Below are 22,827 nucleotides of genomic sequence, written 5' to 3'. Positions count from 1 at the left end.
CAAGGGTATGGCTTTTCTAATTTTGATAATTTTAGAAATCGCGTATTAGCTTGTTTCTTGCATTAGATAAAATTATCACCATAAGTTCTGGAGAGCCGTGTTATCTACTGCTTTCTGTGTGCGAGCTGAATCTTCTTCTGCTCTTTTCTCAATTGTAGCTGCATCTTTCTTGGCTTTGCGCTCGACTACACTACCATCTTCTGATGCTCGATCGACTTTAGCAGCATTTGTCTTGGCTGTTTCCTTCACCTTCTCTTCTGTATCTCGGATGAAGTTCTTGGCTCTTCCGGCATCTGTGCTGGCTTTGTCTTGAACTTTATCGCCTATATCTGCTGCTGCGATCGAGCTTACAGCAAGAGAGGCCATTGCTGCGGTGTTCGAGAAAAATGCACCCTGCCAAGCAAATGCCATCGCTGACACGCAAAGCACAGTTGCAGCCAGATAGCGCCCGAGAGTCGAAAGCCGTTTGGTAAAATAATTCAGTTTCATAGAGTACAAAATGAGATATAACATCCTATTTGTACTCGATTGGCGCGATCGGCTAAACCATTCTCCAGATAGAGGTTATCCTGCGCCCACTTCTTAGAAAAAATCCGTCTTTTGATAGATTGAAGCAAAAAACGTCAGTCGATTTGAGATTTGAGATTTGACTCCACAGCCGAGATTTGGGGATTCAACACTCTATTTTAGATTTGTTATTTGCTATTCAAAAATTGACTCCACAGCCGCGATTAGGGGACTTCAACTAATGCTAGCGATTGGCGCTCTTTGCGGTAATTTTAAGGTAAAGTGCGATCGCCTGCCACACATGTGAACTGTAGACGGTTGACTCTTCCCCTCTCCCCCTCTCCCTCTCTCCCTCTCGCCTTCTCGGGTTCTACCATAACGAGCAATTTACAGGTGCAGCAGCTTAATTTTTCCTCGCTTAAATCTTACGCTGCATTAATTTATACAAATAAAAATTGACTTGCAGGCAGTATTCTGTTATAGACAGTATTTTTCTGGAAGACAAATCGCTTTTTTTGCTATATTGACCAGCAATAAAGATAATGGTTTTGATTAGATTGAGGAGTTGAACGGATGAAAAACTTGAATTGCTGGAACAAACCCGCTGCATTGCTGGGTGCGATCGCCATTGTAGCCGGAAGTGTGCAGGCGACTGCGATCGGTGTTGCCACCTCACCAGCATCCACTACCAGTCAGGATGCTGAAAAAATTTCCTTTGAAGATAGCGCCACCTTTCAAATCGCCCAAGCTGACACCCTTTGCCGCAAAGTAACTCCCAAAGAAGGTTTGACAGTTCGCCAGAACCCAGACCCCAAATCCGTGAGAGTTGGCGGTGTAGCCATGAATACTCAGGTAACGCTGTTCCAAGGCGCTACTTCTGTTAAAGCCTCCGACGGCCGCCTCTGGATTCAAATTACCGCTCCCGTAAAAGGGTATATAGCTACCGGATACCCGAACAACGAGGCTAATTTAGCTTCGTGCACAATTAGTCAAGCTCCTTCCCCAAGTCCAGCACCAGCACCAGCACCTGCACCTGCGCCTGCACCAGCACCTGCACCAGCACCTGCACCAGCACCTGCACCAGCGCCAGCGCCAGCGCCTGCACCAGCGCCAGCACCAGCGCCAGCACCAGCACCAGCACCTGCACCTGCACCTGCACCTGCACCAGCACCTGCACCAGCACCTGCACCTGCGCCAACACCAGCGCCAGCACCTGCGCCAGCACCTGCGCCAACACCCGCACCAACAACGGGCCCCGTCAGCCTGTGCCGCCAAGTAGAACCTCGCGTAGCACCGAAAGGTCTGGCTATTCGTGCGGAGCCTTCAAAGACTGCGACAGTTAAAGGCGGCGTACCCGCTAACGGTCAAGTAACGCTTGTGCCGAATTTCCAGTTAGTCAAAGATAAGAATGGAGAAGACCGCAATTGGGTTGAGATTTCAGCCCCTGTTCCGGGATTCATCTCGGCTGGAAACTTGATCATGTGCAAGTAAACTTCTGAGTTCTATCAGATCGAATTTGGTTTGTAGTGAGGACTTTAGCCCACATTCAAGAAGGACTAAAGTCCTTACTACAAACCTTGCAAGCAAGAAGGACTAAAGTCCTTACTACAAACCTTGCAAGTAAGAAGGACTAAAGTCCTTACTACAAACCTTGCAAGCAAGAAGGACTAAAGTCCTTGCTACAAACCTTGCAAGTAAGAAGGACTAAAGTCCTTACTACAAACCTTGCAAGCAAGAAGGACTAAAGTCCTTACTACAAACCTTGCTACAGTCGAGTTTTAGATTATTGAAAATTATCGAAACGCCACAGAACTTGTAAGTTGCTGTGGCGTTTTCTTATGAGAATAGGGGACTTTCGCCGCCAATTCTCACCCTAAGAAGGCAAGATAATTGATGACAGGAAATCCGAGGATCCGATCGCCCCATTAATCCCCACCAGATTCGCTAAAACCCGATCGGTTCCTGCGACTCGCAGCAACGTACCTTCGGGAGTGGTGCTCAATTGCAACTCCTGAAAACTCAGGCCAATCAAAATAAACTTATCGACACCGGCCTCAAAACCGATCGCAGTATCAGTACCACTGTCAGCACCCAAGACAAATCGATCGCTCCCAATACCTCCGATTAAAGTATCGTCGCCCAAGCCACCAAACAGCCAGTCATCACCATCACCCCCATTGAGCAAGTCGTTATCCTTACCGCCAATTAGGGTATCGGTGCCAGCATCTCCATTCAGGGTATCTTCCCCTTCATTGCCGTAGAGCAAATCATCGCCAGCATCGCCATTGATGCAGTCTTGCTGGTCGTTTGCGCCCACCGAGACAGCCCGGTTATCGGAGCGATCGCCATAAATGGTATCGTTGCCCTCGCCACCGCAGAGCTCATCGCCCCCGTCACCGCCGTAAATCTTGTCGTTGCCAAGATCTCCGTGGATGAGGTCGTTATTTTTACCGCCGTAAATGCTGTCATCGCCTTCACCGCCACTGATGGTATCGTCAGCTTCATCGCCGAAGAGTACGTCAGCACCAATGTTGCCAAAGATCAAGTCCTGGCCGTTGATATCTTGAGCTCGACTGCGAGCGCCACCGTATATCGTGTCATCGCCACTGTCGCCGACAAGGGTATCGGAGCCTAATTCGCCCCAAATCAAGTCATTCTCTTTGCCGCCCCAAACGCAATCATTGCCTTTGCCTGCTTGCACGGTGTCATTGCCGTTGCCACCGGCGATGATGTCGTTGCCGGTGTCGCCAAAGATTAAATCTCCTTCGCTAGCACCGTTAACTGAGTTGGAACCGCCTTTGTCGCCTAGCAGAGTATCGTTGCCTGCGCCGCCGTAGAGGGTATCAGAGCCTAATTGACCGTAGATTAGGTCATTGCCTTTACCTCCGTAAGCGCGATCGTTACCTTTGCCTGCAACCAGGGTATCGTTGGCTTCTTGGCCGCTGAGGAAGTCGTTGCCGTCGCCTCCATAGAGCAAGTCGCGTCCCTGGGAATCGAAGTCTGTGTTGCCGTTGAAACCGCCAAACAAGGTGTCATTGCCGGTGCCCCCAATCAACGTATCGGAGCCGATTTGGCCCGAAATGATGTCATTTTCTTTGCCTCCAAGGGCAAGATCGTTACCTTTGCCGGCATGGATGGTATCGTCGCCTTCGTTGCCGTTAATGATGTCTGCGCCGTTACCTCCGAAGATCAAATCGCGATCGTCCGCAGCGCTGCTAGAGTTATCGCGGCCGTTATCTCCCAAAATCGTATCGGCACCTTCATCTCCAAACAGGGTGTCAGAGCCTAAGTCGCCTGCAATCCAGTCGTTCTGCTTGCCGGCATGGATGATATCGTTGCCCTCGCCGCCGTAAGCAATATCCGTGTCAGTGTCCGCAAAAATCCTGTCATTGCCTTCATTGCCGTAAATTTCGTCGGCGCCGTCTTTGCCTAAAATCAGGTCGTTCCCTTTTAAACCGATGATTTTTTGGTTGCCTTTGTTGTCTGCGATCGAGTCATTGCCGTCTGTACCTTTGGTGGTTTGTCCCTCTCCCAGTTGCGAAATTGGCCGGACAAATCGAACTCCGGGCGCTGGTGGCGGCGGTGCAAAGTTAATTCCTGGTTTTTCTACAATGGGTTCGCACAGACAGTCGGTATCTGGTTCGGCGATCGGATTTGATATTGGGGTTGGTGTTGGCGCCACCAGCCCCAAGATTGCAGCGACAGTAGCGGTAGCGGGACTAATGCCGCCGCGATCGTCTGTAGCGCTGTAGCTGAAAGTGGCTCCCGTAAAACTTCCTGTGGTTTGGAAAAATAATTGCTCAATTTGTGCCGGAGTTAGAACTTGGCCGGGTGTGACGCGAACGCCGCCGTTGGCTGGATCTCCTAAAAATAGAACTCCTTGGTTGGCTGGGGGCAGGGTGTCGATCGTGTAAGAGGCGATCGACCCGTCGGGATCGCTGCCTCCCAATCCCGGAACCTGGGCGCTGCCACTGGGAGCAATACTGAAGTTAGCATTGTTCACCAATGGCGGTAAGTTGGTCGTCGGGCGAATCGCAGCAACAGTAGCGGTGCCGGGACTAATCAGGCCGCCGTTGTCGGTGGCGCTGTAGGTGAAATTGGCTCCCGTAAATTCGCCCGTCGTTTGGAAAAACAGTTGCTGAATCTGTCCGGGAGTGAGAATTTCACCGGGTGCGATCGCTATCCCACCGTTAGCAGGATCTCCTAAAAACAGTGTTCCTTGGTTCGCCGGTGGCAAAGTGTTGATTGTGAAAGAGGCGATCGTCCCGTCGGGGTCAATTCCTCCCAATCCTGGAACCCGCACGCTGTTGTTGGGCGGAATGTTGAAGTTGACATTTATGCCAACTGGAGGTTGGTTGAGAACAATTGGCGCCGGAGTCGGAGTCGGAGTTGGAGTCGGTGCCGGAGCTGGAGCTATGGCAGCAACTGTAGCATTAGCGGGACTGGTAGCACCGCGATCGTCCGTAGCGCTGTAGTTAAAATTCGCTCCTGTAAAGTTGGCCGTCGTTTGCAAAAATATTTGCTGAAGCTGTGCGGGAGTCAGAACTTGGCCGGCTGTGACGCGAACGCCTCCGTTGGCGGGATCTCCTAAAAATAGGACTCCTTGGTCTGCTGGGGGCAAAGTATTGATGGTGTAAGAGGCGATCGATCCGTCGGGGTCGGTTCCGCCCAATCCCGTGACTAACCTGCTACTGTTGGGCGGAGTGCTGAAGTTGACATTTGTGGCAACTGGCGGTTGGTTCGGCACCGGAACCAAAGCGGTAACTGTAGCATTGGCGGGACTGGTGGCGCCTTGATTGTCGGTGGCGCTGTAGGTAAAATTGGCTCCCGTAAAGCTGCCCGTCGTTTGGAAATATATTTGCTGAATCTGTGCCGGAGTCAGAACTTGACCGGGTGTGAGTCGAACGCCTCCGTTGGCCGGATCTCCTAAAAATACCTGTCCTTGGTCTGCTGGGGGCAGGCTGTTGATGGTGAAAGAGACGATCGTCCCGTCGGGGTCAGTTCCTCCCAATCCCGGAACTCGCGGGCTGGTGTTGGGGGGAACAGTGAAGTTGACATTTGTGGCAACTGGCGGCTGGTTGGGAGGCGGCACTGGTGCAGGAGTTGGTGTTGGCACCGGTGCAGGAGTCGGTGTTGGCACTGGCGCAGGAGTCGGTGTTGGCACTGGCGCAGGAGTTGGTGTCGGCACCGGTGCAGGAGTTGGTGTCGGCACTGGCAGAGGGATTGCCGCTACAGTTGCGGTAGCAGCATTGGTGGCACCGCCGTTGTCGGTGGCGGTATAGCTGAAGTTGGTTCCCGTAAAGTTGCCTGTGGCTTGCAAAAATAGTTGCTGAATCTGTGCCGGAGTCAGAACTTGGCCGGGTGTCACCGCTACGCCTCCGCTGGCGGGATTGCCTAAAAATAGCTGCCCTTGAGAGACAGGTGGCACGGTGTTAATCGTAAAAGAGGCGATCGTCCCGTCGGAGTCCGTGCCTCCCAATCCGGTCAATAAAGCGGTGCTGCTGGGCTGCTGGCTGCTGTTGACAGGATTGGCAACCGGAGGTTTGTTGACCGGTGCGGGTGTTGGCGATGGTACTGGAATGGCGGCGGCAACGCTAGCGCTGGCGGGGGTGGTAGCGCCTTGATTGTCGGTGGCGCTGTAGCTGAAGTTGGCTGCGGTAAAAGTGCCTGTAGATTGGAAAAATAATTGATTAATTTGAGCGGGCGTGAGAATTTGACCTGCGGTGACGGCAATTCCCCCAGAGGCGGGATTGCCTAAAAATAGCACCCCTTGAGCGACTGTCGGCAGGGTGTTGATTGTGTAGGAGGCGATCGTTCCGTCGGGGTCGGTTGCTCCGAGTCCGACAATGTTGGCTGTGCTGTTCGGAGGTAGGCTGATGTTGGCGTTGTTGGCTACAGGAGGTTTGTTGGGTGTCGGCAGTACCGCAGAGACGGTAGCGGTGCCGGGACTGGTGAGGCCTTGATTGTCGGTAGCGCTGTAGGTGAAGTTCGCTCCTGCAAAGGAGTTGGTCGCTTGGAAAAATAATTGATTGATTTGAGCGGGTGTGAGAGTTTGACCCGCTGTGACGGCAATTCCCCCAGACGCGGGATTGCCCAGAAACAAGGTTCCTTGGGCTGCTGGCGGTAGGGTGTTGATGGTGAAGGAGGCGATCGTCCCGTCGGGATCTGTGCCTCCCAATCCGGTCAGTAAAACGGTGCTGCTGGGTGCGATCGCGCTGTTGGCGTTATTGGCTACCGGAGGTTGGTTCGCGGCAACGATCGCAGTTGTCACTTGAGCGTTCGCAGCCGTACCGTTGTTGTTGTCACTGTTAGGATCGGCGGTGGCGGCAGTGCTTCTGGCAGTGTTGACAACGCTGCCAGTGGCAGGAGCAACAACGCTGACAGTGCGGGTGATGGCGTTGGCTGCCCCGCTTGCCAAACTTGCGATCGCCGTCCAAGTGACAACACCTGTGGCAGGGTTGTAACTGCCACCGTTGGAAGCTGTCACTCCCGTTAACCCCAGAGGCAGAGTATCGGTGATGACGACGTTGGTGGCGCTGGAAGGGCCGGCGTTTTGGGCGGTGATGGTATAAGTGGCAGTGGCTCCCGGCGCGATCGATGCCGGGCCTGCTTTGGTGGTAACTACGTCCGCGCTGGGAGTGATCGTGGTGGTGACTTGCGCGTTTGCAGCCGTGCCGTTGTTGTTGGCAGTATTGGGATCGGCGGTGTCGGAGGTGCTTCTGGCGGTGTTGGCAACTGTGCCGCTGGCAGGAGCAACAATGCTGACTGTGCGGGTGACGGCGTTGGCTGCCCCGCTTGCCAAACTTGCGATCGCCGTCCAGCTAACAATACCTGTGGCTGGGTTGTAAGTGCCGCCGTTGGAGGCTGTCACTCCGGTTAAGCCCACAGGCAGGGTATCGGTGATGGAAACGTTGGCGGCTGCCGAAGGGCCGACGTTTTGGGCGGTGATCGTATAAGTGGCAGTGGCTCCGGGCGTGACAGATGCCGGGCCTGCTTTGGTGGTAACTACGTCGGCGCTGCTCGTTATCGTGGTGCTGACTTGAGCGATCGCAGCCGTGCCGTTGTTGTTGGCACTATTGGGATCGGGAGTTTCGGCTGTACTCCTGGCAATGTCGATGACAGTGCCGGTATTTGGGGTACTGAAGCTGACTGTGCGGCTGACGGCGTTAGCCGCACCGATGCCCAAAGTTGCGATCGCCGGGAAAGTGACAACACCTGTGGCAGGATTGTAACTGCCCCCGTCGGAGGCTGTCACTCCAGTTAAGCCTGCGGGCAAAGCGTCTGTTACCGTCACATTGGTAGCGCTGCTCGGCCCGCTGTTTTGTGAGGTAATTGTATAGGTGACCGTCGATCCAGCCACGGCTGTTGTCGGGCCTGTTTTTGAGGTGATGATGTCGGCTGTAGCGGGAACGATCGCAGTTGTAGCTTGAGATACTACCCCTTCACCGGTGTTGTTAATCAGGTTGGGATCGAAAGTGCTGCTGCTGCTAAATGCCAGGTTAGTTACCGATCCGATTGTGGCAGGTGCAGTCACGGTAATACTGCGGGTAACGCTGGCACCGTTAGCCAGAGTCGAAATCACTGGCCAACTGACACTCCGCGTTGTCGGGTTGAAAATCCCACCATTATCGGCGCTGCTGAAAGTTAAGCCCGGAGGCAGGGGATCTTGAATTAGGACGTTGGTAGCGTCGTTGGGCCCGTTATTGGTGGACGTAATGGTGTAAGTAATACTGCTGTTGGGTAGGGCAAATGCGGGGCCAGTTTTAACCGTGGCAATATCGGCTGAGATGGTAGGTGCTGTGACAGTTTCAACGCTGAGATTGCGAATTTCGTGAATGTTGGTCACTGCCCCTGTCGAACTAGCAAAACCAAATTTGAAAGTCGGCGGAATTGTGCCATTTACAGCCGCCAAATTTGGGATGTCGATCGCACTTTCGCCCGGGCCGTTAAATAAGTTGTCGCCGTTTAAGTCGATGTTAACGAAAAAACGGCTGGGTATTGTGGGAGTAGACGGTTGTAAAGTAATTTGAACTCTTTTTCTGGCAAGAGTGCGATCGGTAACGGTAGGATTATCTATGCCGCCGGGAATTACATTGTTAGTTAAAAACTGATATCCTCCGGTTTGGCTGCCTCTAATTCCTACCGCATCAGGTATCGATCCCGGGCCACCTAAACGCCCTTCACTCGGATCTGAAAAATTGCCATATTCGTCAAATCCAACACCTAAATAACCTCCGACAATCCCCGGTATACCAGAACTGTTGTTGGGAGCATAACCGAGAGAACCGCCGAATCCACCTGCTTGAGTTGGTGTAGCAGCCCCGTCAATTAAGAAGAAACTAATGCCGTCGGCACCGGTGCCGTCATAGGCAAATAAATCAAAGGCAACTCTGATGCCGTCAGTCGAAGAAATTGGGTTGTTGTAGATGACAAAAGCTGCTTGGTTGTTCGCATTCGATGTTAATCTTAAAGCGCCACTGCCCGGAGGATCGCCCAGCCCTAAACTGGGAATGATGCCGGGGCCGCTACCTGAGGTTAATCCCGGTTGAATTGCACCGCCGCTAGTTCCGTAGATCCAAGGCCCTAATGCTGTGGGATTTTGAAAGCTTTCGGTAACTAATGTTCCGAGGACATGATTGTAGGTTTTTAAGACTTCTGGTTTAAAGGCTAGTTCGGCATCGATTTGTCCTGTGGTAATTTCTAATTCCCAGTCGCCGCCTAGTGCTGCACTCCCAGTTAAGTTGTTAGAAGCAGCAATATTTGCTCCAGTTAATTCGCTGAGTTTTTGTATGAATTTAATGCCCGATTCGCCGACAGCTACGTTACATCCATAAAGTAAAATGCTACCGGGTTTGTTAAGGGCTTTTCCCCACTGCTGCAATTGACTGCTGTAGGTTTCTAGGTTATCAATATTCAGTTCTGTCCGACCGATCGCGACTGCTGCTTCTCGGCCGTGAGAAACTACGTGCAGGCTGTTGATGCTGTGGTAATGCCCCAAAAATTCGGTGATTTGTGCGATCGCATCTCTGGTTGGATCGAGCACCAATACTTCGCTTCCGGGTTTGACTCCACGGATCAATTCCTCGTAGTTTTCTACTCGGGAGTCAACAACGACTAGATATGTTTTCGATTCTAGATACGCTGTAGAGTTTGCTGGCTTAAAAAATAAGTTGTTGGTAGTGGTAATATTAGTAGATTTGCGTATTTTTACGGCTGACACATTCGACGTATTGGGGCTCGTTTTCATAGTTCGCTGATTTAGTTACTTAGTTTTAAACTACCCCCTTTGAGAACATTCGATATACACGGAAATATAAATTTACTGTAAATTATATTTACGAAATAAATTAAACACTTACGTGTTTTGTTGAAGTTAAGATGTGAGGGAAGGATTGGATAGACAATGCTGTATCAGCTTCGCGCATTAACCTAGGTAATAAATCACTACACCCTTAGATATGCAAGCATTATCTGGTTTTGATTGCGCCACTCAAGTATTTTTTATTGAAAAAAAGTTAATCTCATAACCTTGAGATTGCGATCGGCACTTACTTACGTATTGCTGACAAAAAGGCAGTGATTCCGGTAACGGGATGCTTCTCAGTACAGTTGGGAGTGTAATTTTTTCTGAAATCTTGACCGTAAATCCACTGAAAAAAACGTTTCCGAGAATTAGAAAATTTTTTGATTGTAGCTTGGATTTACTACTTGTGGGAGTTGACATTGCCACGAACTTTACTTAATAGGGTTTCATCTCTAAAAAGCTCAGAACCAAGGCTAAACCATACAAAAAGTTACAGAATGTCAGGCAAATTAAGACAAGTGGGAGTTGACAAGTTACACTAATTTATGCTGTAGCGATCGGTTGTCCGCAGCCACAGGCCATGAAACGATCGCACAATTTCCACATTGAACATCAGGTTAGCAGCAAAAGATGTGTCAGATCATACCATCAGGTAAGTGGTGTTCACCAGCAGTTGAAGAGAGGAGTGCGGGTGCGCGCCTAGGGAATAGGCGCACCCAATCCCGCGCTGGTTAAACGTTAATATCGAGTTCGCGCACCAAAAAAGCCCATTCATCTGCCAATTCTTCAATGACTTTAGCGGTAGGTTTGCCACCCCCATGTCCCGCTTTTGTTTCAATCCGAATTAACACGGGTTTTTCTCCTGCGTGCGTTGCTTGCAAAGCCGAAGCAAACTTGAAACTGTGGGCTGGAACCACTCTATCGTCATGATCCGCAGTTGTAATCATTGTCGCCGGATAAGCAGTTCCCGCTTTCAGATTGTGCAGCGGAGAATAGGCGTGAATTGTGGGAAACTCTGCGGGATTGTCCGACGAACCATATTCAGGAACCCAAGCATGACCAATGGTAAACTTATGGAAGCGCAACATATCTAGGACGCCGACGGCGGGCAATGCTGCACCGAACAATTCTGGCCGCTGAGTCATGCAAGCCCCCACCAATAAGCCGCCGTTGCTACCACCTGCGATCGCCAATTTAGCAGGTTTCGTATACTTATTCTCGATCAACCATTCCGCAGCGCTGATAAAGTCATCAAACACATTTTGCTTGTTCAACTTTGTCCCAGCTTGGTGCCACGATTCGCCGTACTCGCCACCACCCCGCAAACAAGCTGTCACATAAACTCCGCCCATTTCCAACCAAACCAGCCTGCTAAGAGAAAAACTTGGAGTCAGCGAGATAGAAAAACCACCATAACCATACAGGTAAGTGGGGTTATTGCCATCTAGCTGCAAGCCTTTTTTGTGCGTGACAAACATCGGTACTTGCGTACCGTCTTTGCTGGGATAAAATATTTGTTTTGTCTCGTAATCCTCTGGATTAAAATCAACCTTTGGCTGCCGATAAATGCTACTTTCATCAGTCAGCATATTGTAACGGTAGATTGTGTTCGGAGTCGTGAAGCTGGTGTAAGCATAAAAGGTTTCGGTGTCGTGCCGCTTGCCGCCAAAACCTCCTGCCGAACCAATTCCCGGCAAGGCTACTTCTCGCGCAAAAGAGCCATCTAAGTTGAAGATTTTAATCTGAGTGTAGGCGTCTTTCAGGTAAGAAGCGACAAATTGATTGTTGAGAAGGCTAATGCCTCCCAGGGTTTCGGCTGCTTCGGGGATGATTTCGGTGAACCCCCCCTTGGTAAGGGGGGGATTCAGGGGGGTGTCAGCGCCCGCTAGGGATGAAGGAGGAGGGTTGTTAGTGTCGATCGCAATTACGCGGCCCAGCGGTGCATTCAAGTCGGTTTGAAACCAGAACAATGAGCCTTCGTTATCAATGAAACTGTACTCAGCCTCGAATTTGTTAATCAGTTCGACAATGCTTGATTCCGGCGCGGTTAAATCCTTGTAAAAAATCAGGTTTTGCGGGTCAGTGCCGAGCCAGACTGATATAATCAAATACTTGCCGTCTTCCGTAACACCACCGCTAAATCCCCATTCTTTTTGGTCAGGGCGATCGCAAATTAATACATCTTCAGATTGCGGAGTACCGAGCTTGTGATAGAATAGCTTTTGGTAATAGTTAACATCTTCGAGTTTGGTTTTTTCGTTGGGTTCATCGTAGCGGCTGTAAAAAAAACCTTTACCGTCGTGAGTCCAGGCTGCACCTGAGAATTTCAGCCATTTTAAATGGTCTGATAAATCTTCCCCAGTTTCCACATCGCGAACTTTCCATTCCTGCCAATCCGAGCCAGAAATTGACAAACCGTAGGCCATAAGTTGGCCGTCTTCGCTGAGAGCTATGCCGCCGAGAGCAACGGTTCCGTCTTCTGAGAGAGTGTTCGGGTCAATTAATACTTTTGGTTCGCCGTCGAGAGATGTTAAAGTGTAGAGTACGGATTGATTTTGCAGACCGTCATTCTTGTAGTAAAAATAGCGATCGCCCTGTTTAAAAGGTATGCCGTATTTCTCGTAATCCCACAGTTTAGTCAGGCGCTGTTTGATTTTTTCCCGCGCCGGAATTTGGCTGAGGTAGCCGAAAGTGACTGCGTTTTGAGCTTCCACCCAGGCTTGAGTTTCCTCTGAATCCGGGTCTTCCAGCCACCTGTAGGGGTCGGATACTTGGACGCCGTGGTAATCGTCTGTTTGCTCGGCTTTGCGGGTTGTGGGGTAGCTTAAAGGGCGATCGAATTGAGTCATATTTTTCACTCTCAGTAACTTTATTCAGTTTAACCTTTTTTACAAAATTGTCATTGCGAACCTCAATAAAGCAATCGCACTTTCTTCTCTCCCATCTTCCTACCCTTCGGGAACGGCTTCGCCGAACGTGTCCTTAGCGTCTTCGCGGTTCATTTCTCTTCTCTTTCAATTCACCTAATCCAATTCCCTCCTTCCTTCCAAAGCACGAGCCAAAGTTACCTCATCAGCATATTCCAAATCTCCCCCCATCGGCAAACCAAAAGCTATTCGCGTAACCTTGGTAAAAGGCTTTAATAAGTGACCGATATAAAGAGTAGTAGTTTCGCCTTCCACGCTAGGACTAATCGCAATAATAACTTCAGCGATCTTTTGCTGGCTGACGCGGCGGACTAATGGCTGAATGTTCAATTGTTCCGGGCCAATTCCATCCATCGGCGAGATGACACCGCCGACAACATGATATTTGCCGATGTATTCCCGCGTTTTTTCTAAGGCGATTACATCGCGGGATTCTGACACAACACAAATAGTAGAACCGTCCCGGTTAGTGTTGCGGCAAATTTCGCAAACAGGTTCAGCGGATAAGTGAAAGCATACTTTGCAAAAACCGACTTGTTTTTTGGCATCAATCAATGATTGAGCTAGGGCTTGCACGTCTTCTTCCGGTCGCTTTAAAATATGTAAAGCGAGTCGCTGTGCACTTTTTGGGCCGATTCCGGGCAAGCGCTGCAATTGTTCGATCAAACGGGCTAAGGGTCGAGTGTACATAAAATGAAGGAAGAGGGAAGAAGGAAGAAGGAAGAGGGAAGAAGGAAGAGGGAAGAGGGAAGAGGGAAGAATAACAGAAATTAACCGGGCGCATCTGGGGCGCATGAAAATATATCTGTAGGGGCGAAGCATGACCGCAGTAAATATGAGATTATAACTAATAAGTTATATGCGGTCATGCTTCGCCCTCTTCAAAACCCAGATGCACCCAATTAACCTCCGCTAATTTTAGCTTTGTAGCCCAATTTTTTGAGAATTTCGAGTAGCTTTTGCTTGTGTTCGCCTTGAATTTCAATTTCATTATCCTTAACTGTGCCGCCCGTGCCGCATTGGGCTTTTAGCTGCTTGGCTAAATCTGCTAAAGTTTCGGGTTTTTCTTGAAATCCGCTGATGACTGTAACTGTTTTGCCACCGCGTCCTTTTCGGGATGCTTCTACTTTCAAAGTTTGTTGATTCTGGGGAACTTCCGGGGTTCCTCGCTCGAGAGCAGCCGAGTTTTCGTAGTTACCAAACTCGGAGTAAACTACTCGTTTTCCGTCGGTTGTTTTGTTGTCAGAACTTTTGCGTTTGGATGCTGCCATATGTTATACTGCCTGAACTTGTTTTACCAGAAATAATTGGTTGAAAGCCCCAAGCCTGCTCGGGAGAAATACAAATCAGACTATTCATTACTCCAATCCTCTTCCTTCTAGGTAGAGGTCGCTCTCAAACTGTCAACTGTCAACTGTCAACTGTCAACTGTTGAAGGGTATTTCTAGTTTTAGTGGATTGGTGTAAGGTTGCGATCGCTCGTTGAGACTCTGATATTATACCTATTGTATTAGCCCATCAAGGGAGAGCGGGAATTATTAAGTGTCTGATTGTTATCGATCGCTTTTGAGTGTTGCGGGTAAAAGCGATCGCTCTTGAATCGGATAGCGACGTTGGGCGATCGTTTGTGTTAACGTTAAACTGCGATCGCCAGGTGCCGGATGAGTCGATAACAAAGCAAAATCTAAACCAGATTGTCGCGCTAATCGCTGAAAAAAGTCTGCTGCGCCCGCCGCGTGCCCGTAATGGGAAACCAGGAGTTGTAAGCCAAATTCATCGGCTTGGGCTTCCTGACTGCGCGAAAATTGGGCTTTGCTTAAATTGGAAGCGATCGCAGCGGCAACATTCACCAACCCACCTCCATCGCCTACGAACACCGCCACCACAAACTGTAGCGCCAATCCCCGTCCAATTCCCCGCAAATGATCGCGATTGGCGAAATGACCCAACTCATGACCTAAGATCATCATCAACTCGTTTTCCGATTCCAATTGCTTTATTAAACCCCGATAAACAACAATTGTATCTCCAGGTAAGGCTAGCGCGTTTACAGTATCATCGGGAATGTAAAGTAGGCGATAATTGCGATCGATATTTTTTTGTTTAGGTAATTTAGTTTCCAGGCGATCGAGAAGTTGATTGAGGGTATCTTGTGCTGGAGAAGATTCCGCAAGACTTTCATAAGCTGGGATAACTAACGCCCCCAAACGCTGTTCGAGTTCGGGGGGAATTAATAAAATCAGCCCATCTACCAGTTTGAGGCTTCCCCAAAGCAATAAACATCCTATGGCTAAAAAGATTCCTAATAAGGTTAGCAGTTGCCTGTTGCTTGTGGGTGGATTGCGATCGGTCATTCGATTTTAGATTTTAGATTTTAGATTTTGGATTGACTTGCGTGAGTTTGTAGGGTGCATCGCTACGAGTTATTGAATAGCAGTGGCAGATTATATGGCGACGCACCTTACACGGAATTTCCCAAAATTGTGTGTACCAAATATACATGGAATATGCTGTATATAAAAGCACCAAACTAATTGTTCTTTGTCGGTCGGAAGGGATTTAAAAAATTAATCAGAGGAAACAGATTGCGAGACTGTATCCACAGTTTCCCCTGTCCACTGAAACGACAAACTAAGCCTTCTCCACCTAAAATTCCCGTTCTCAAATTTTTCCAGGATAGTCCGCCCAGGACTTCAACATCATACTTCAGCGTATCCTCAAAGGCAACGATATAACCGGTGTCCACGATATAACTTCCATTGACTGGAATTTCCAGAATTGCGCCATAGGAATTAAACCAGATATCGCCTTGTCCAGTTGCTTTGAGAAAAAACAATGATTCGCCACTAAAGAAACCTTTTAATCCCTGAAATTTAGTATCAAGGTCTACAGTAGAACTCGATGCCACAAAAGCAGAAGATTGCAGCATCAAGCTATTGCCATCGAGGTGATAATGTTGAATATCGCCAGGAACTCCAGGGGAAACGTAAAGTATTCCAGAACGTTCCGGCGAAGTAAATTCGCTGATAAACAAAGACTCACCTGCTAACATTCGCGTGAGGCCTTTCATCAAACCTCCTTTGACTTTTGATTTCAGGGTGATGTGACTATCCATTGCTGCCATTCCCGAAGATTCTACCAACACCGTTTGGTTGGCAGGAATTTTGAGTTTTAGTTGGGCATAGGATGGAGAATGTTCGATTGTATATGAGATGTTTTTAGGCATATAAGTTAGTTGACAGTTGACAGTTGACAGTTGACAGTTGGCAGTTGGCAGTTGACAGTTGACAGTTGGCAGTTGATAGCTCAATAACGTTCAGTTAGAATGATCGTTGCGAGGAACACTTTACATGAATGCGATGTTTTATGAGGGTGTATTTCAGTTTGGCAAATATGTCTGTAGGGGCGAAGCATGACCGCAATCAATATGAAATTATAATTAATAACTTATATGCGGTCATGCTTCGCCCTCTTCAAAAACCAGATGCACCCTTTTATGAAAGCAATCTCCGTTTATGTTTTGCATATCGCGAGTCTCCACGCTTGCTACCTGGGAGGTAAACGATTGCCGACGGCTTGACCGAATGCTGTGGTATTGTGGGTTTGACAGAACAGGCGACCGTTACCTTTAAATCGACAAACTAAACCTTCTCCACCGAGAAATGCACTCACCCAACTACTTCCTGGGGGCTTAGTAATTTCAAACTTTAAACTTTTCTCAAAGGCGACAATATGACCTGTATCAACAATGTATTCTCCTTTGACTGGAACTTCGTAAATTGCGCCGAAGGAACTCAATAGTACATCTCCTTGACCCCCCATATCTAGCCAGAAAATACTTTCTCCAGAAAACATCGATTTGAAGCCTTGAAAACCCAAGTCAATATTAACATCTGGTGTGCTAGCTAAATAAGAACCTGCTTGTACTACTAAGCCACTTTTGCCCATTTGATAGTGCAGCATATCGCCCAACATTTTGGGTGCTAAAAACAAGGTATTTTCCGGTGTTGGCGATCGAAATACACTTAAAAATAGCGACTCTCCGGCAATCATGCGTTTGAGTCCGCCGAAAATACCGCCACCTTTGCCTTGGCGCAATGTCGTACTTGCTTGTAGATTGCCACTCATCGCCACCATTGCACCTGCCTCAGCAACGATTTCTTCACCGGCATTTAGAGTGATTCGGGCGATCGTGCTGTCGGGTTGTTGTAAAAGTTCAATTTTCATAAGTAGGTACTAGGTAATGGATATATTCGCTCGCAAGTCAAACTTTACTTGATAAAAATTGCACCAAACCATCGATACTTCTGGATTGCAAGTAAATTGTTCCTTTACCCGTCACTTTATTCACAAACCCTTCCCCGGATGTAATCGAACCTAATAATCCGCCTGCCATTTTTATCGACATTTTCATTCCCGATTCGTAAGCTACTAAATGCCCTGTATCGACAATGAAGTCACCATTGATTTGCTTGCTAGTCAAACCACCATAGGCACCAAAAAATACTGTTCCCTGTCCGCTGGCTTGCAATTTAAATAAGCCTTCTCCCGAAAACCAACTGGCAAATCCAGCCCAGCGCACGCCTAATTTGATATCGGGGGTACTGGCAATATAAGCACCGGGTTGAAAACAGAGGTTATTTTCATAGACTTGAGCTTCGGCAATATCTCCGATTGTAGATTGAGAAAGAACGACTTGGAGAGACTGCCGTGTTGGATTGATAAATCGATTGACGAACAGCGATTCACCACCAAAAAACTTTTTCAATACACCTGACAAAAAACCTCCATTAAATTCTGTTTTCATTGTGAGTGCTGCATCCATTGCTATCATCGCTCCTGATTCAGCAATAATGCTTTCTCCAGGTTCGAGTGTAAGAAAAATTGTGGCAAAGGAAGGTTTATAACGAATGTCGATATCCACGATTTTGGTTTCCTGTTGTGTAACAATAACTAAAGGAAGTGAGAATTGTAGGTCTACGCTTTTAGTTTACTACGATTGAATGAGCCAACTGTTGCGTTCTTCAATAATTTTAACATATTGCATAAGGGGGCGGGTTTATGTAGATTGTTTGTTGGTATTAAATATTATTTGTAAAACCCGCCCCCGCCCAAGGACATCATTGCTAGTTGGAACTTTTTGTCTTTTGAATCATCTCCTCTATTGTTTCGGTTTCGCCAATTTCATAAAGACAAATCAGACCATCCTCAATGGTAAAGATTTGATGAATTGTTGCATCCGCAAGCACATTGCATTGCAAATCTTTAATAATTTGATGAACGGTGACAATGTTCCGATTGTTTTCGTCAGTCTCGAATTTTAACGTTTCAAGCTCCGGTTGAATATCCTTAAATTGATTTGTCCAATATTCGCGCACCGCATCGCGTCCATAAACGAAACCGCCTTCCACTCCGTTCGCCCATTTCACGTCTGGGCGCATCAACGAGATGATTGTTTCAATTTCGCGTTTGTTAAAAGCATCGTATAAATTTTGCAGAAACTGCTGATTTGAATTCATAATTGTTCACCATTACGAAGTTTCCATTCAATTAGTTTCCCCAGCGAGCGGGAACACGTCAACCTACCAAAAGTAAAGGTCGGGAGATTCTAGTTTCCATTCAATTAGTTTCCCCAGCGAGTGGGGATCCCTCGATTATAAACCCCATACAGCGCAACGTGTCCAGAGGCTATTTGCGAGGACTCCCAAAAATCTCTGTACAAACAACCTCTCATCTACAGAAAAAATCCCTGAAACCCTTACAGGGCAATATCTCGAAGGCTCCGACGAACTTCCGCCATCCTAGCGATTTTTGGCAGCCCTCGCAAAATTACCCGATCGCCCACCGCCCCGCCACATCGACTAGATATAATAAAATCTGTCCCCTTATCCCCACAAAGTCCGTGACTGTCACACCCCTGCGTCTCACCACAGAAACCACCGAAACCACCGCCCAACGCCCCGACTCCCTCGGTAGATTCGGCAAATTCGGTGGCAAATACGTCCCCGAAACCCTGATGCCGGCTTTATTTGAGCTTGAAGCGGCTTTCCACAAATACCGCAGCGAACCGGAATTTCAACAGCAACTCCAAGGATTACTTAAGGATTATGTCGGCCGCCCCAGCCCATTGTATTTCGCCGAACGCCTCACGGAGCATTATGCTAAACCAGACGGCACTGGCGCCCAAATTTACCTCAAACGCGAAGATTTAAACCACACTGGTGCTCACAAAATCAATAATGCTTTGGCTCAAGCATTGCTCGCAAAACGCATGGGTAAAAAGCGCGTAATTGCTGAAACTGGTGCTGGCCAACATGGCGTTGCTACTGCCACTGTTTGCGCTCGTTTCGGTTTAGAATGCGTTGTCTACATGGGCGTTCATGACATGGAAAGACAGGCTTTAAATGTGTTTAGAATGCGCTTGATGGGTGCTGAAGTGCGACCCGTGGCGGCGGGTACGGGAACGCTGAAAGATGCGACTTCTGAAGCGATTCGCGATTGGGTGACAAATGTTGAAACAACTCATTATATTCTTGGTTCGGTGGCGGGGCCGCATCCTTACCCGATGATGGTGCGCGATTTCCATGCAATTATCGGTCAAGAAACTCGCAGTCAGTGTCTAGAAAAATGGAATGGTTTGCCAGATATCTTATTAGCTTGTGTGGGCGGCGGTTCTAATGCTATGGGTCTTTTTCATGAGTTTGTTGGGGAAGAAACTGTGCGGTTAATTGGTGTTGAAGCGGCGGGAGAAGGTGTGGATACGGATAAACACGCTGCTACTTTGACTAAGGGAACTGTGGGTGTTCTGCACGGGGCTATGAGTTATTTGTTGCAGGATAATGAGGGTCAAGTCATCGAGCCGCATTCGATTAGTGCGGGTTTGGATTATCCTGGTGTGGGGCCGGAACACAGTTATTTGAAGGATGCTGGCCGGGCTGAATATTACAGTGTAACCGATCAGCAAGCTTTGGATGCTTTTCAACGGTTGTCGCAGTTGGAGGGGATTATTCCGGCTTTGGAAACTGCTCACGCGATCGCCTATTTGGAAACTCTCTGTCCGCAGTTAACTGGCAGTCCGCGCATTGTCCTCAACTGTTCGGGACGGGGTGACAAAGATGTGAACACTGTGGCGAAGGTTCTGAATATCTAGTTTACCGGAATTTCGGGCGATCGCCCTGTAGGAATGGTCAGACGGCGGTTTCAACCGCGTCTATATAAATGATGTCCGCCTCCGCCGACTTAGAAGATAACGTAATTTTCATCATCCGTTCTTCAACCCGCGGAGGCGGGTTTTGTCTGTGTAGCCGCGGTTTCAACCGCCCGGTCTTCTTTATCTTTAATAGTTCATGTACAAACCTTTGATTTTAATGTCTCTAGGATTCCTGGCAATCCTACCTAATTGTACTCAACTCATTCCTACACAATCGCTCCCAGAAACTTCCATGAATACTAATATTGCTGCTACGAGTTCAATTGCTGAGTTAGAAAAAGCTGTTAACCAACAGATCAATCAATATCGAGCCTCGAAAAAGTTGCCGCCGCTGACTGTCGATCCGCGAATTAGTCAGATAGCCAGAATTCACAGCGAAAATATGGCGAGTGGGAAAGTTAAATTTAGCCACGATGGATTTGAAGGGCGGGCGAAAGCAATTACTGTTCCCTATCAAAGTGTAGCTGAAAATGTTGCTTACAATTTTGGCTACAGCGACCCGGTTGGCAATGCTGTTGAGGGTTGGATTAAAAGTGAGGGCCACCGCAAGAATATCGAGAGTCAATTTAATTTGACTGGTATTGCGATTGCCAAAAATGCCAAAGGGGAGTATTATTTTACTCAGCTTTTTGTCCGTAGTCGATAAGAAGAAGGAAGAAGGAAGAAGGAAGAAGGAAGAAGGAAGAGGAAAGAAGGAAAGATTAATTATCGATTCCCGATTACCGATGCCCGATTACCGATTACCGATGCCCGATTACCAATTACCGATTACCAATTACCGATTACCAATAACCAAGAATGGAATTTCCAGATTTTCAAGTGTGCGATCGCGATATCTCCGATGATCTGCTATCTTATTATTTGACGGCGGAGGCGATCGCCGTTGATACGGAAACGATGGGTTTGATGCCCTGGCGCGATCGCCTGTGTTTGGTGCAGTTGTGCGATCCGCAAGGTAAAGTGGCGGCGGTGCGGATTGCTAAAGGCCAGACGGCGGCGCCAAATTTGAAAAAGCTCATGGAAGCTGAAAATATTGAGAAGGTATTTCACTTTGCGCGCTTCGATCTGGCAACAATGCGTTACAATTTAAGTATTGACATTGCACCTGTTTTCTGCACAAAAATAGCTAGCAAGTTAGCCAGAACTTATACTAACAGACACGGACTTAAAGAGTTAATCCAAGAGTTGGAAAAAGTAGAACTCAATAAAACTTCTCAAAGTTCGGATTGGGGAAATTCCGAGCATCTTTCTGATGACCAATTGAGCTACGCTGCTAACGATGTCCGATATTTGCTGGGCGCTAAACAAAAGTTGACTGCTATGTTGCAGCGAGAGGAACGCTGGGAAGTTGCACAGCAATGTTTTGGGTGTTTGCCAGTTTTTGTAAGTTTGGATTTGTTGCAGTACGATAAGATTTTCGAGCACGGTTCATCTTAGGTGCGATCGCACAACTGCACTCACAAAGGTTTGTAGTGAGGAATGCGAGTCCTTCTTCAGATTTTGGATAAGGAAGGACTAAAGTCCTCACTACGAACCTAATTATTATTATTTATTTGATCGGGCTAGATTTGAGTTAAAGAAAGTTCAAAACTTACAACTATTTCTAATTAGAAATCCTCGGGATTCTGTTCCTGCATCAAAGCTTCAAGTTGGTCGTCAACATTTCTGACAACTTGTTCCAAAGCGGGTAAACCTTCCAAAGGTAAAGGAGAAAGCCGAGTGCGATCGCGAATTTGATTCACTTTCCGCTGCAATTCTTTGGCCAGTTGCAGTGCATCTCGACTCAGAGTAGACAATTGCTGCTGCTGGTAAAACCTCAAAGCTGCTCCCCGCAAGACTTGCAGCGTTGCTTCTTCCTTGCCACCCACGGGCATTACTCGCAAGCGCAACAGCAAATGAGTTTTTCCATAGATGCGTTCTACTTCGACTTGTTTGGGATGTTCCACCGGGGAAACAGGCATATCTGTCAGCCGTTTCAACTCGTCGATGACTTCTTGAAACAGGAAGGGAGAGAGACCTTCGAGGATCGATTTCAAAACGCCGTCTTGACTCCAAAGAATCCTACCTTGGGACTGGTGTCTCTCAAAAAACAGCCTACCGATACCGTCTACGAGCACTCTACCGAGCAATTCTTGCAGCAGTTGGGGCGCGGGTAAAGTTGCCAAAACTTCGACGGGGCTTGACAAGTGCACGGCCTCGACATCCAAAACCGAAAGTTCTGTCGGCGTCAGCAAAACCTCAGCATCGGGAGGTTTCAACCGATCGGGAACCCGAATGGAGGGTTCGGGTACAGACAGCAGGGTGTCTGCTTCGGAGCTTGATGTTGTTGGTGCGGGATTTATTGGTGTTGGGGCTGGTATCGGTGTTGGGGCTGGTGTGGTTTCTGTCAGGCTGGGTTCTCTGACTTGGTTCCCGTGGAGCAAGTAAGCTGAGAGCATCGAACGCTGAGTTTCCGGGGCAATTTGCTCCGTTGTCACCGAGCAATTCATGTATGCTAAAATCCGCTGCACGTAGTCCAAAGCGGAGTCATCTTGCACATCGACTACGCCCAATTTAAATAGATTGCCTTCTAGAGATAAAGGCAAAACTTGATAGTAAAGGCAAGCTTCAAAGGGAACAACTGTATCGATTAGTTGAAATATTCGATCGGAGTCCATTGTAGTCGCCGAGTCTGTTGAAGATGTATGTACCATTAGCTTCTCTGTAGTCGGAAGCGCGATCGATCGCGCCACGCCAACCTGATTTATACAATTAAACTCTGCAACTTCCCTGACGGAGGTATTCGCATGAAAACCGGAAGATTTGATGAAAGAAAAATCTTGAATCTCAGAATTTTCCCCGTGCTGTATTCCAGTCTCAAATTATACAGAAGGATTGAC

Annotated in this window: 16 protein-coding genes; 5 read left to right on the top strand and 11 right to left on the bottom strand. The window is 48.2% G+C overall.

The window, feature by feature from the left end:
- Positions 1 to 75: 75 nt before the first annotated feature.
- A complete protein-coding gene (locus JGK16_RS15370; RefSeq protein ID WP_293191199.1) occupies positions 76 to 489 on the bottom strand; it encodes a hypothetical protein in 414 nt (137 codons plus the stop codon).
- A gap of 591 nt (positions 490 to 1,080) precedes the next feature.
- Here JGK16_RS15370 and JGK16_RS15365 point away from each other — a divergent pair.
- On the top strand, positions 1,081 to 1,998 hold the full coding sequence (locus JGK16_RS15365; protein WP_293191201.1) for an SH3 domain-containing protein: 918 nt from the start codon (positions 1,081 to 1,083) through the stop codon (positions 1,996 to 1,998).
- Between the two features lie 382 nt (positions 1,999 to 2,380).
- On the opposite strand, the gene JGK16_RS15360 is transcribed toward JGK16_RS15365, so the two are convergent.
- The 9 genes from JGK16_RS15360 to JGK16_RS15320 form a co-directional block, all read right to left on the bottom strand.
- Entirely contained in the window at positions 2,381 to 9,754 is a 7,374-nt protein-coding gene (locus JGK16_RS15360) for a DUF4347 domain-containing protein (protein ID WP_293191203.1), read from the bottom strand.
- A 788-nt stretch (positions 9,755 to 10,542) separates the two neighbouring features.
- Entirely contained in the window at positions 10,543 to 12,660 is a 2,118-nt protein-coding gene (locus tag JGK16_RS15355) for a prolyl oligopeptidase family serine peptidase (RefSeq protein ID WP_293191239.1), read from the bottom strand.
- Positions 12,661 to 12,834: 174 nt separating this feature from the next.
- The gene (gene recR, locus JGK16_RS15350) at positions 12,835 to 13,428 is read right to left on the bottom strand and encodes a recombination mediator RecR (RefSeq protein ID WP_293177858.1); all 594 of its coding nucleotides are present in this window, start codon (positions 13,426 to 13,428) and stop codon (positions 12,835 to 12,837) included.
- A gap of 212 nt (positions 13,429 to 13,640) precedes the next feature.
- A complete protein-coding gene (locus JGK16_RS15345) occupies positions 13,641 to 14,009 on the bottom strand; it encodes a translation initiation factor (protein ID WP_293191206.1) in 369 nt (122 codons plus the stop codon).
- A 282-nt stretch (positions 14,010 to 14,291) separates the two neighbouring features.
- Positions 14,292 to 15,092, bottom strand: coding sequence for a M48 family metallopeptidase (locus JGK16_RS15340; RefSeq protein ID WP_293191209.1), 801 nt, complete (start codon positions 15,090 to 15,092; stop codon positions 14,292 to 14,294).
- A gap of 176 nt (positions 15,093 to 15,268) precedes the next feature.
- Entirely contained in the window at positions 15,269 to 15,964 is a 696-nt protein-coding gene (locus JGK16_RS15335) for a TIGR00266 family protein (protein ID WP_293177961.1), read from the bottom strand.
- 320 nt (positions 15,965 to 16,284) lie between these two features.
- On the bottom strand, positions 16,285 to 16,965 hold the full coding sequence (locus tag JGK16_RS15330) for a TIGR00266 family protein (protein WP_293177867.1): 681 nt from the start codon (positions 16,963 to 16,965) through the stop codon (positions 16,285 to 16,287).
- Positions 16,966 to 17,002: 37 nt separating this feature from the next.
- A complete protein-coding gene (locus tag JGK16_RS15325) occupies positions 17,003 to 17,662 on the bottom strand; it encodes a TIGR00266 family protein (RefSeq protein ID WP_293177870.1) in 660 nt (219 codons plus the stop codon).
- Positions 17,663 to 17,864: 202 nt separating this feature from the next.
- On the bottom strand, positions 17,865 to 18,257 hold the full coding sequence (locus JGK16_RS15320) for a nuclear transport factor 2 family protein (protein WP_293177873.1): 393 nt from the start codon (positions 18,255 to 18,257) through the stop codon (positions 17,865 to 17,867).
- Between the two features lie 383 nt (positions 18,258 to 18,640).
- Here JGK16_RS15320 and trpB point away from each other — a divergent pair, with 383 nt between their 5' ends.
- From trpB to JGK16_RS15300, 4 genes are all read left to right on the top strand, one after another.
- Entirely contained in the window at positions 18,641 to 19,888 is a 1,248-nt protein-coding gene (gene trpB, locus JGK16_RS15315) for a tryptophan synthase subunit beta (RefSeq protein WP_293177876.1), read from the top strand.
- A gap of 292 nt (positions 19,889 to 20,180) precedes the next feature.
- Complete coding sequence (locus tag JGK16_RS15310; protein ID WP_293191212.1) at positions 20,181 to 20,594, top strand: CAP domain-containing protein; 414 nt, start codon at positions 20,181 to 20,183, stop codon at positions 20,592 to 20,594.
- Positions 20,578 to 20,793, top strand: coding sequence for a hypothetical protein (locus JGK16_RS15305; RefSeq protein ID WP_293177883.1), 216 nt, complete (start codon positions 20,578 to 20,580; stop codon positions 20,791 to 20,793). Before JGK16_RS15310 ends, JGK16_RS15305 begins: the two co-directional genes overlap by 17 nt.
- A complete protein-coding gene (locus tag JGK16_RS15300; protein ID WP_293177886.1) occupies positions 20,747 to 21,385 on the top strand; it encodes a ribonuclease D in 639 nt (212 codons plus the stop codon). The genes JGK16_RS15305 and JGK16_RS15300 overlap by 47 nt, the downstream gene beginning before the upstream one ends.
- Positions 21,386 to 21,555: 170 nt before the next feature.
- Here the strand turns inward: JGK16_RS15300 and JGK16_RS15295 are convergent, their stop codons facing one another.
- Positions 21,556 to 22,641 (bottom strand): hypothetical protein, encoded by a 1,086-nt coding sequence (locus JGK16_RS15295; RefSeq protein ID WP_293177889.1) that lies wholly within the window; start codon positions 22,639 to 22,641, stop codon positions 21,556 to 21,558.
- Positions 22,642 to 22,827 lie beyond the last annotated feature (186 nt).

Origin of the sequence: Microcoleus sp. PH2017_09_SFU_O_A (assembly GCF_020738625.1) — a bacterium.
In the GTDB taxonomy this organism is placed as follows: domain Bacteria; phylum Cyanobacteriota; class Cyanobacteriia; order Cyanobacteriales; family Microcoleaceae; genus Microcoleus.
This window is presented reverse-complemented; position numbering and strand designations above follow the sequence as displayed.

Bases quoted from the DNA above. Each gene is read 5' to 3' on its own strand.
- JGK16_RS15370 (WP_293191199.1), bottom strand. From the start codon at position 489: ATGAAACTGAATTATTTTACCAAACGGCTTTCGACTCTCGGGCGCTAT.
- JGK16_RS15365 (WP_293191201.1), top strand. From the start codon at position 1,081: ATGAAAAACTTGAATTGCTGGAACAAACCCGCTGCATTGCTGGGTGCG.
- JGK16_RS15360 (WP_293191203.1), bottom strand. From the start codon at position 9,754: ATGAAAACGAGCCCCAATACGTCGAATGTGTCAGCCGTAAAAATACGC.
- JGK16_RS15355 (WP_293191239.1), bottom strand. From the start codon at position 12,660: ATGACTCAATTCGATCGCCCTTTAAGCTACCCCACAACCCGCAAAGCC.
- recR (WP_293177858.1), bottom strand. From the start codon at position 13,428: ATGTACACTCGACCCTTAGCCCGTTTGATCGAACAATTGCAGCGCTTG.
- JGK16_RS15345 (WP_293191206.1), bottom strand. From the start codon at position 14,009: ATGGCAGCATCCAAACGCAAAAGTTCTGACAACAAAACAACCGACGGA.
- JGK16_RS15340 (WP_293191209.1), bottom strand. From the start codon at position 15,092: ATGACCGATCGCAATCCACCCACAAGCAACAGGCAACTGCTAACCTTA.
- JGK16_RS15335 (WP_293177961.1), bottom strand. From the start codon at position 15,964: ATGCCTAAAAACATCTCATATACAATCGAACATTCTCCATCCTATGCC.
- JGK16_RS15330 (WP_293177867.1), bottom strand. From the start codon at position 16,965: ATGAAAATTGAACTTTTACAACAACCCGACAGCACGATCGCCCGAATC.
- JGK16_RS15320 (WP_293177873.1), bottom strand. From the start codon at position 18,257: ATGAATTCAAATCAGCAGTTTCTGCAAAATTTATACGATGCTTTTAAC.
- JGK16_RS15310 (WP_293191212.1), top strand. From the start codon at position 20,181: ATGAATACTAATATTGCTGCTACGAGTTCAATTGCTGAGTTAGAAAAA.
- JGK16_RS15300 (WP_293177886.1), top strand. From the start codon at position 20,747: ATGGAATTTCCAGATTTTCAAGTGTGCGATCGCGATATCTCCGATGAT.
- JGK16_RS15295 (WP_293177889.1), bottom strand. From the start codon at position 22,641: ATGGTACATACATCTTCAACAGACTCGGCGACTACAATGGACTCCGAT.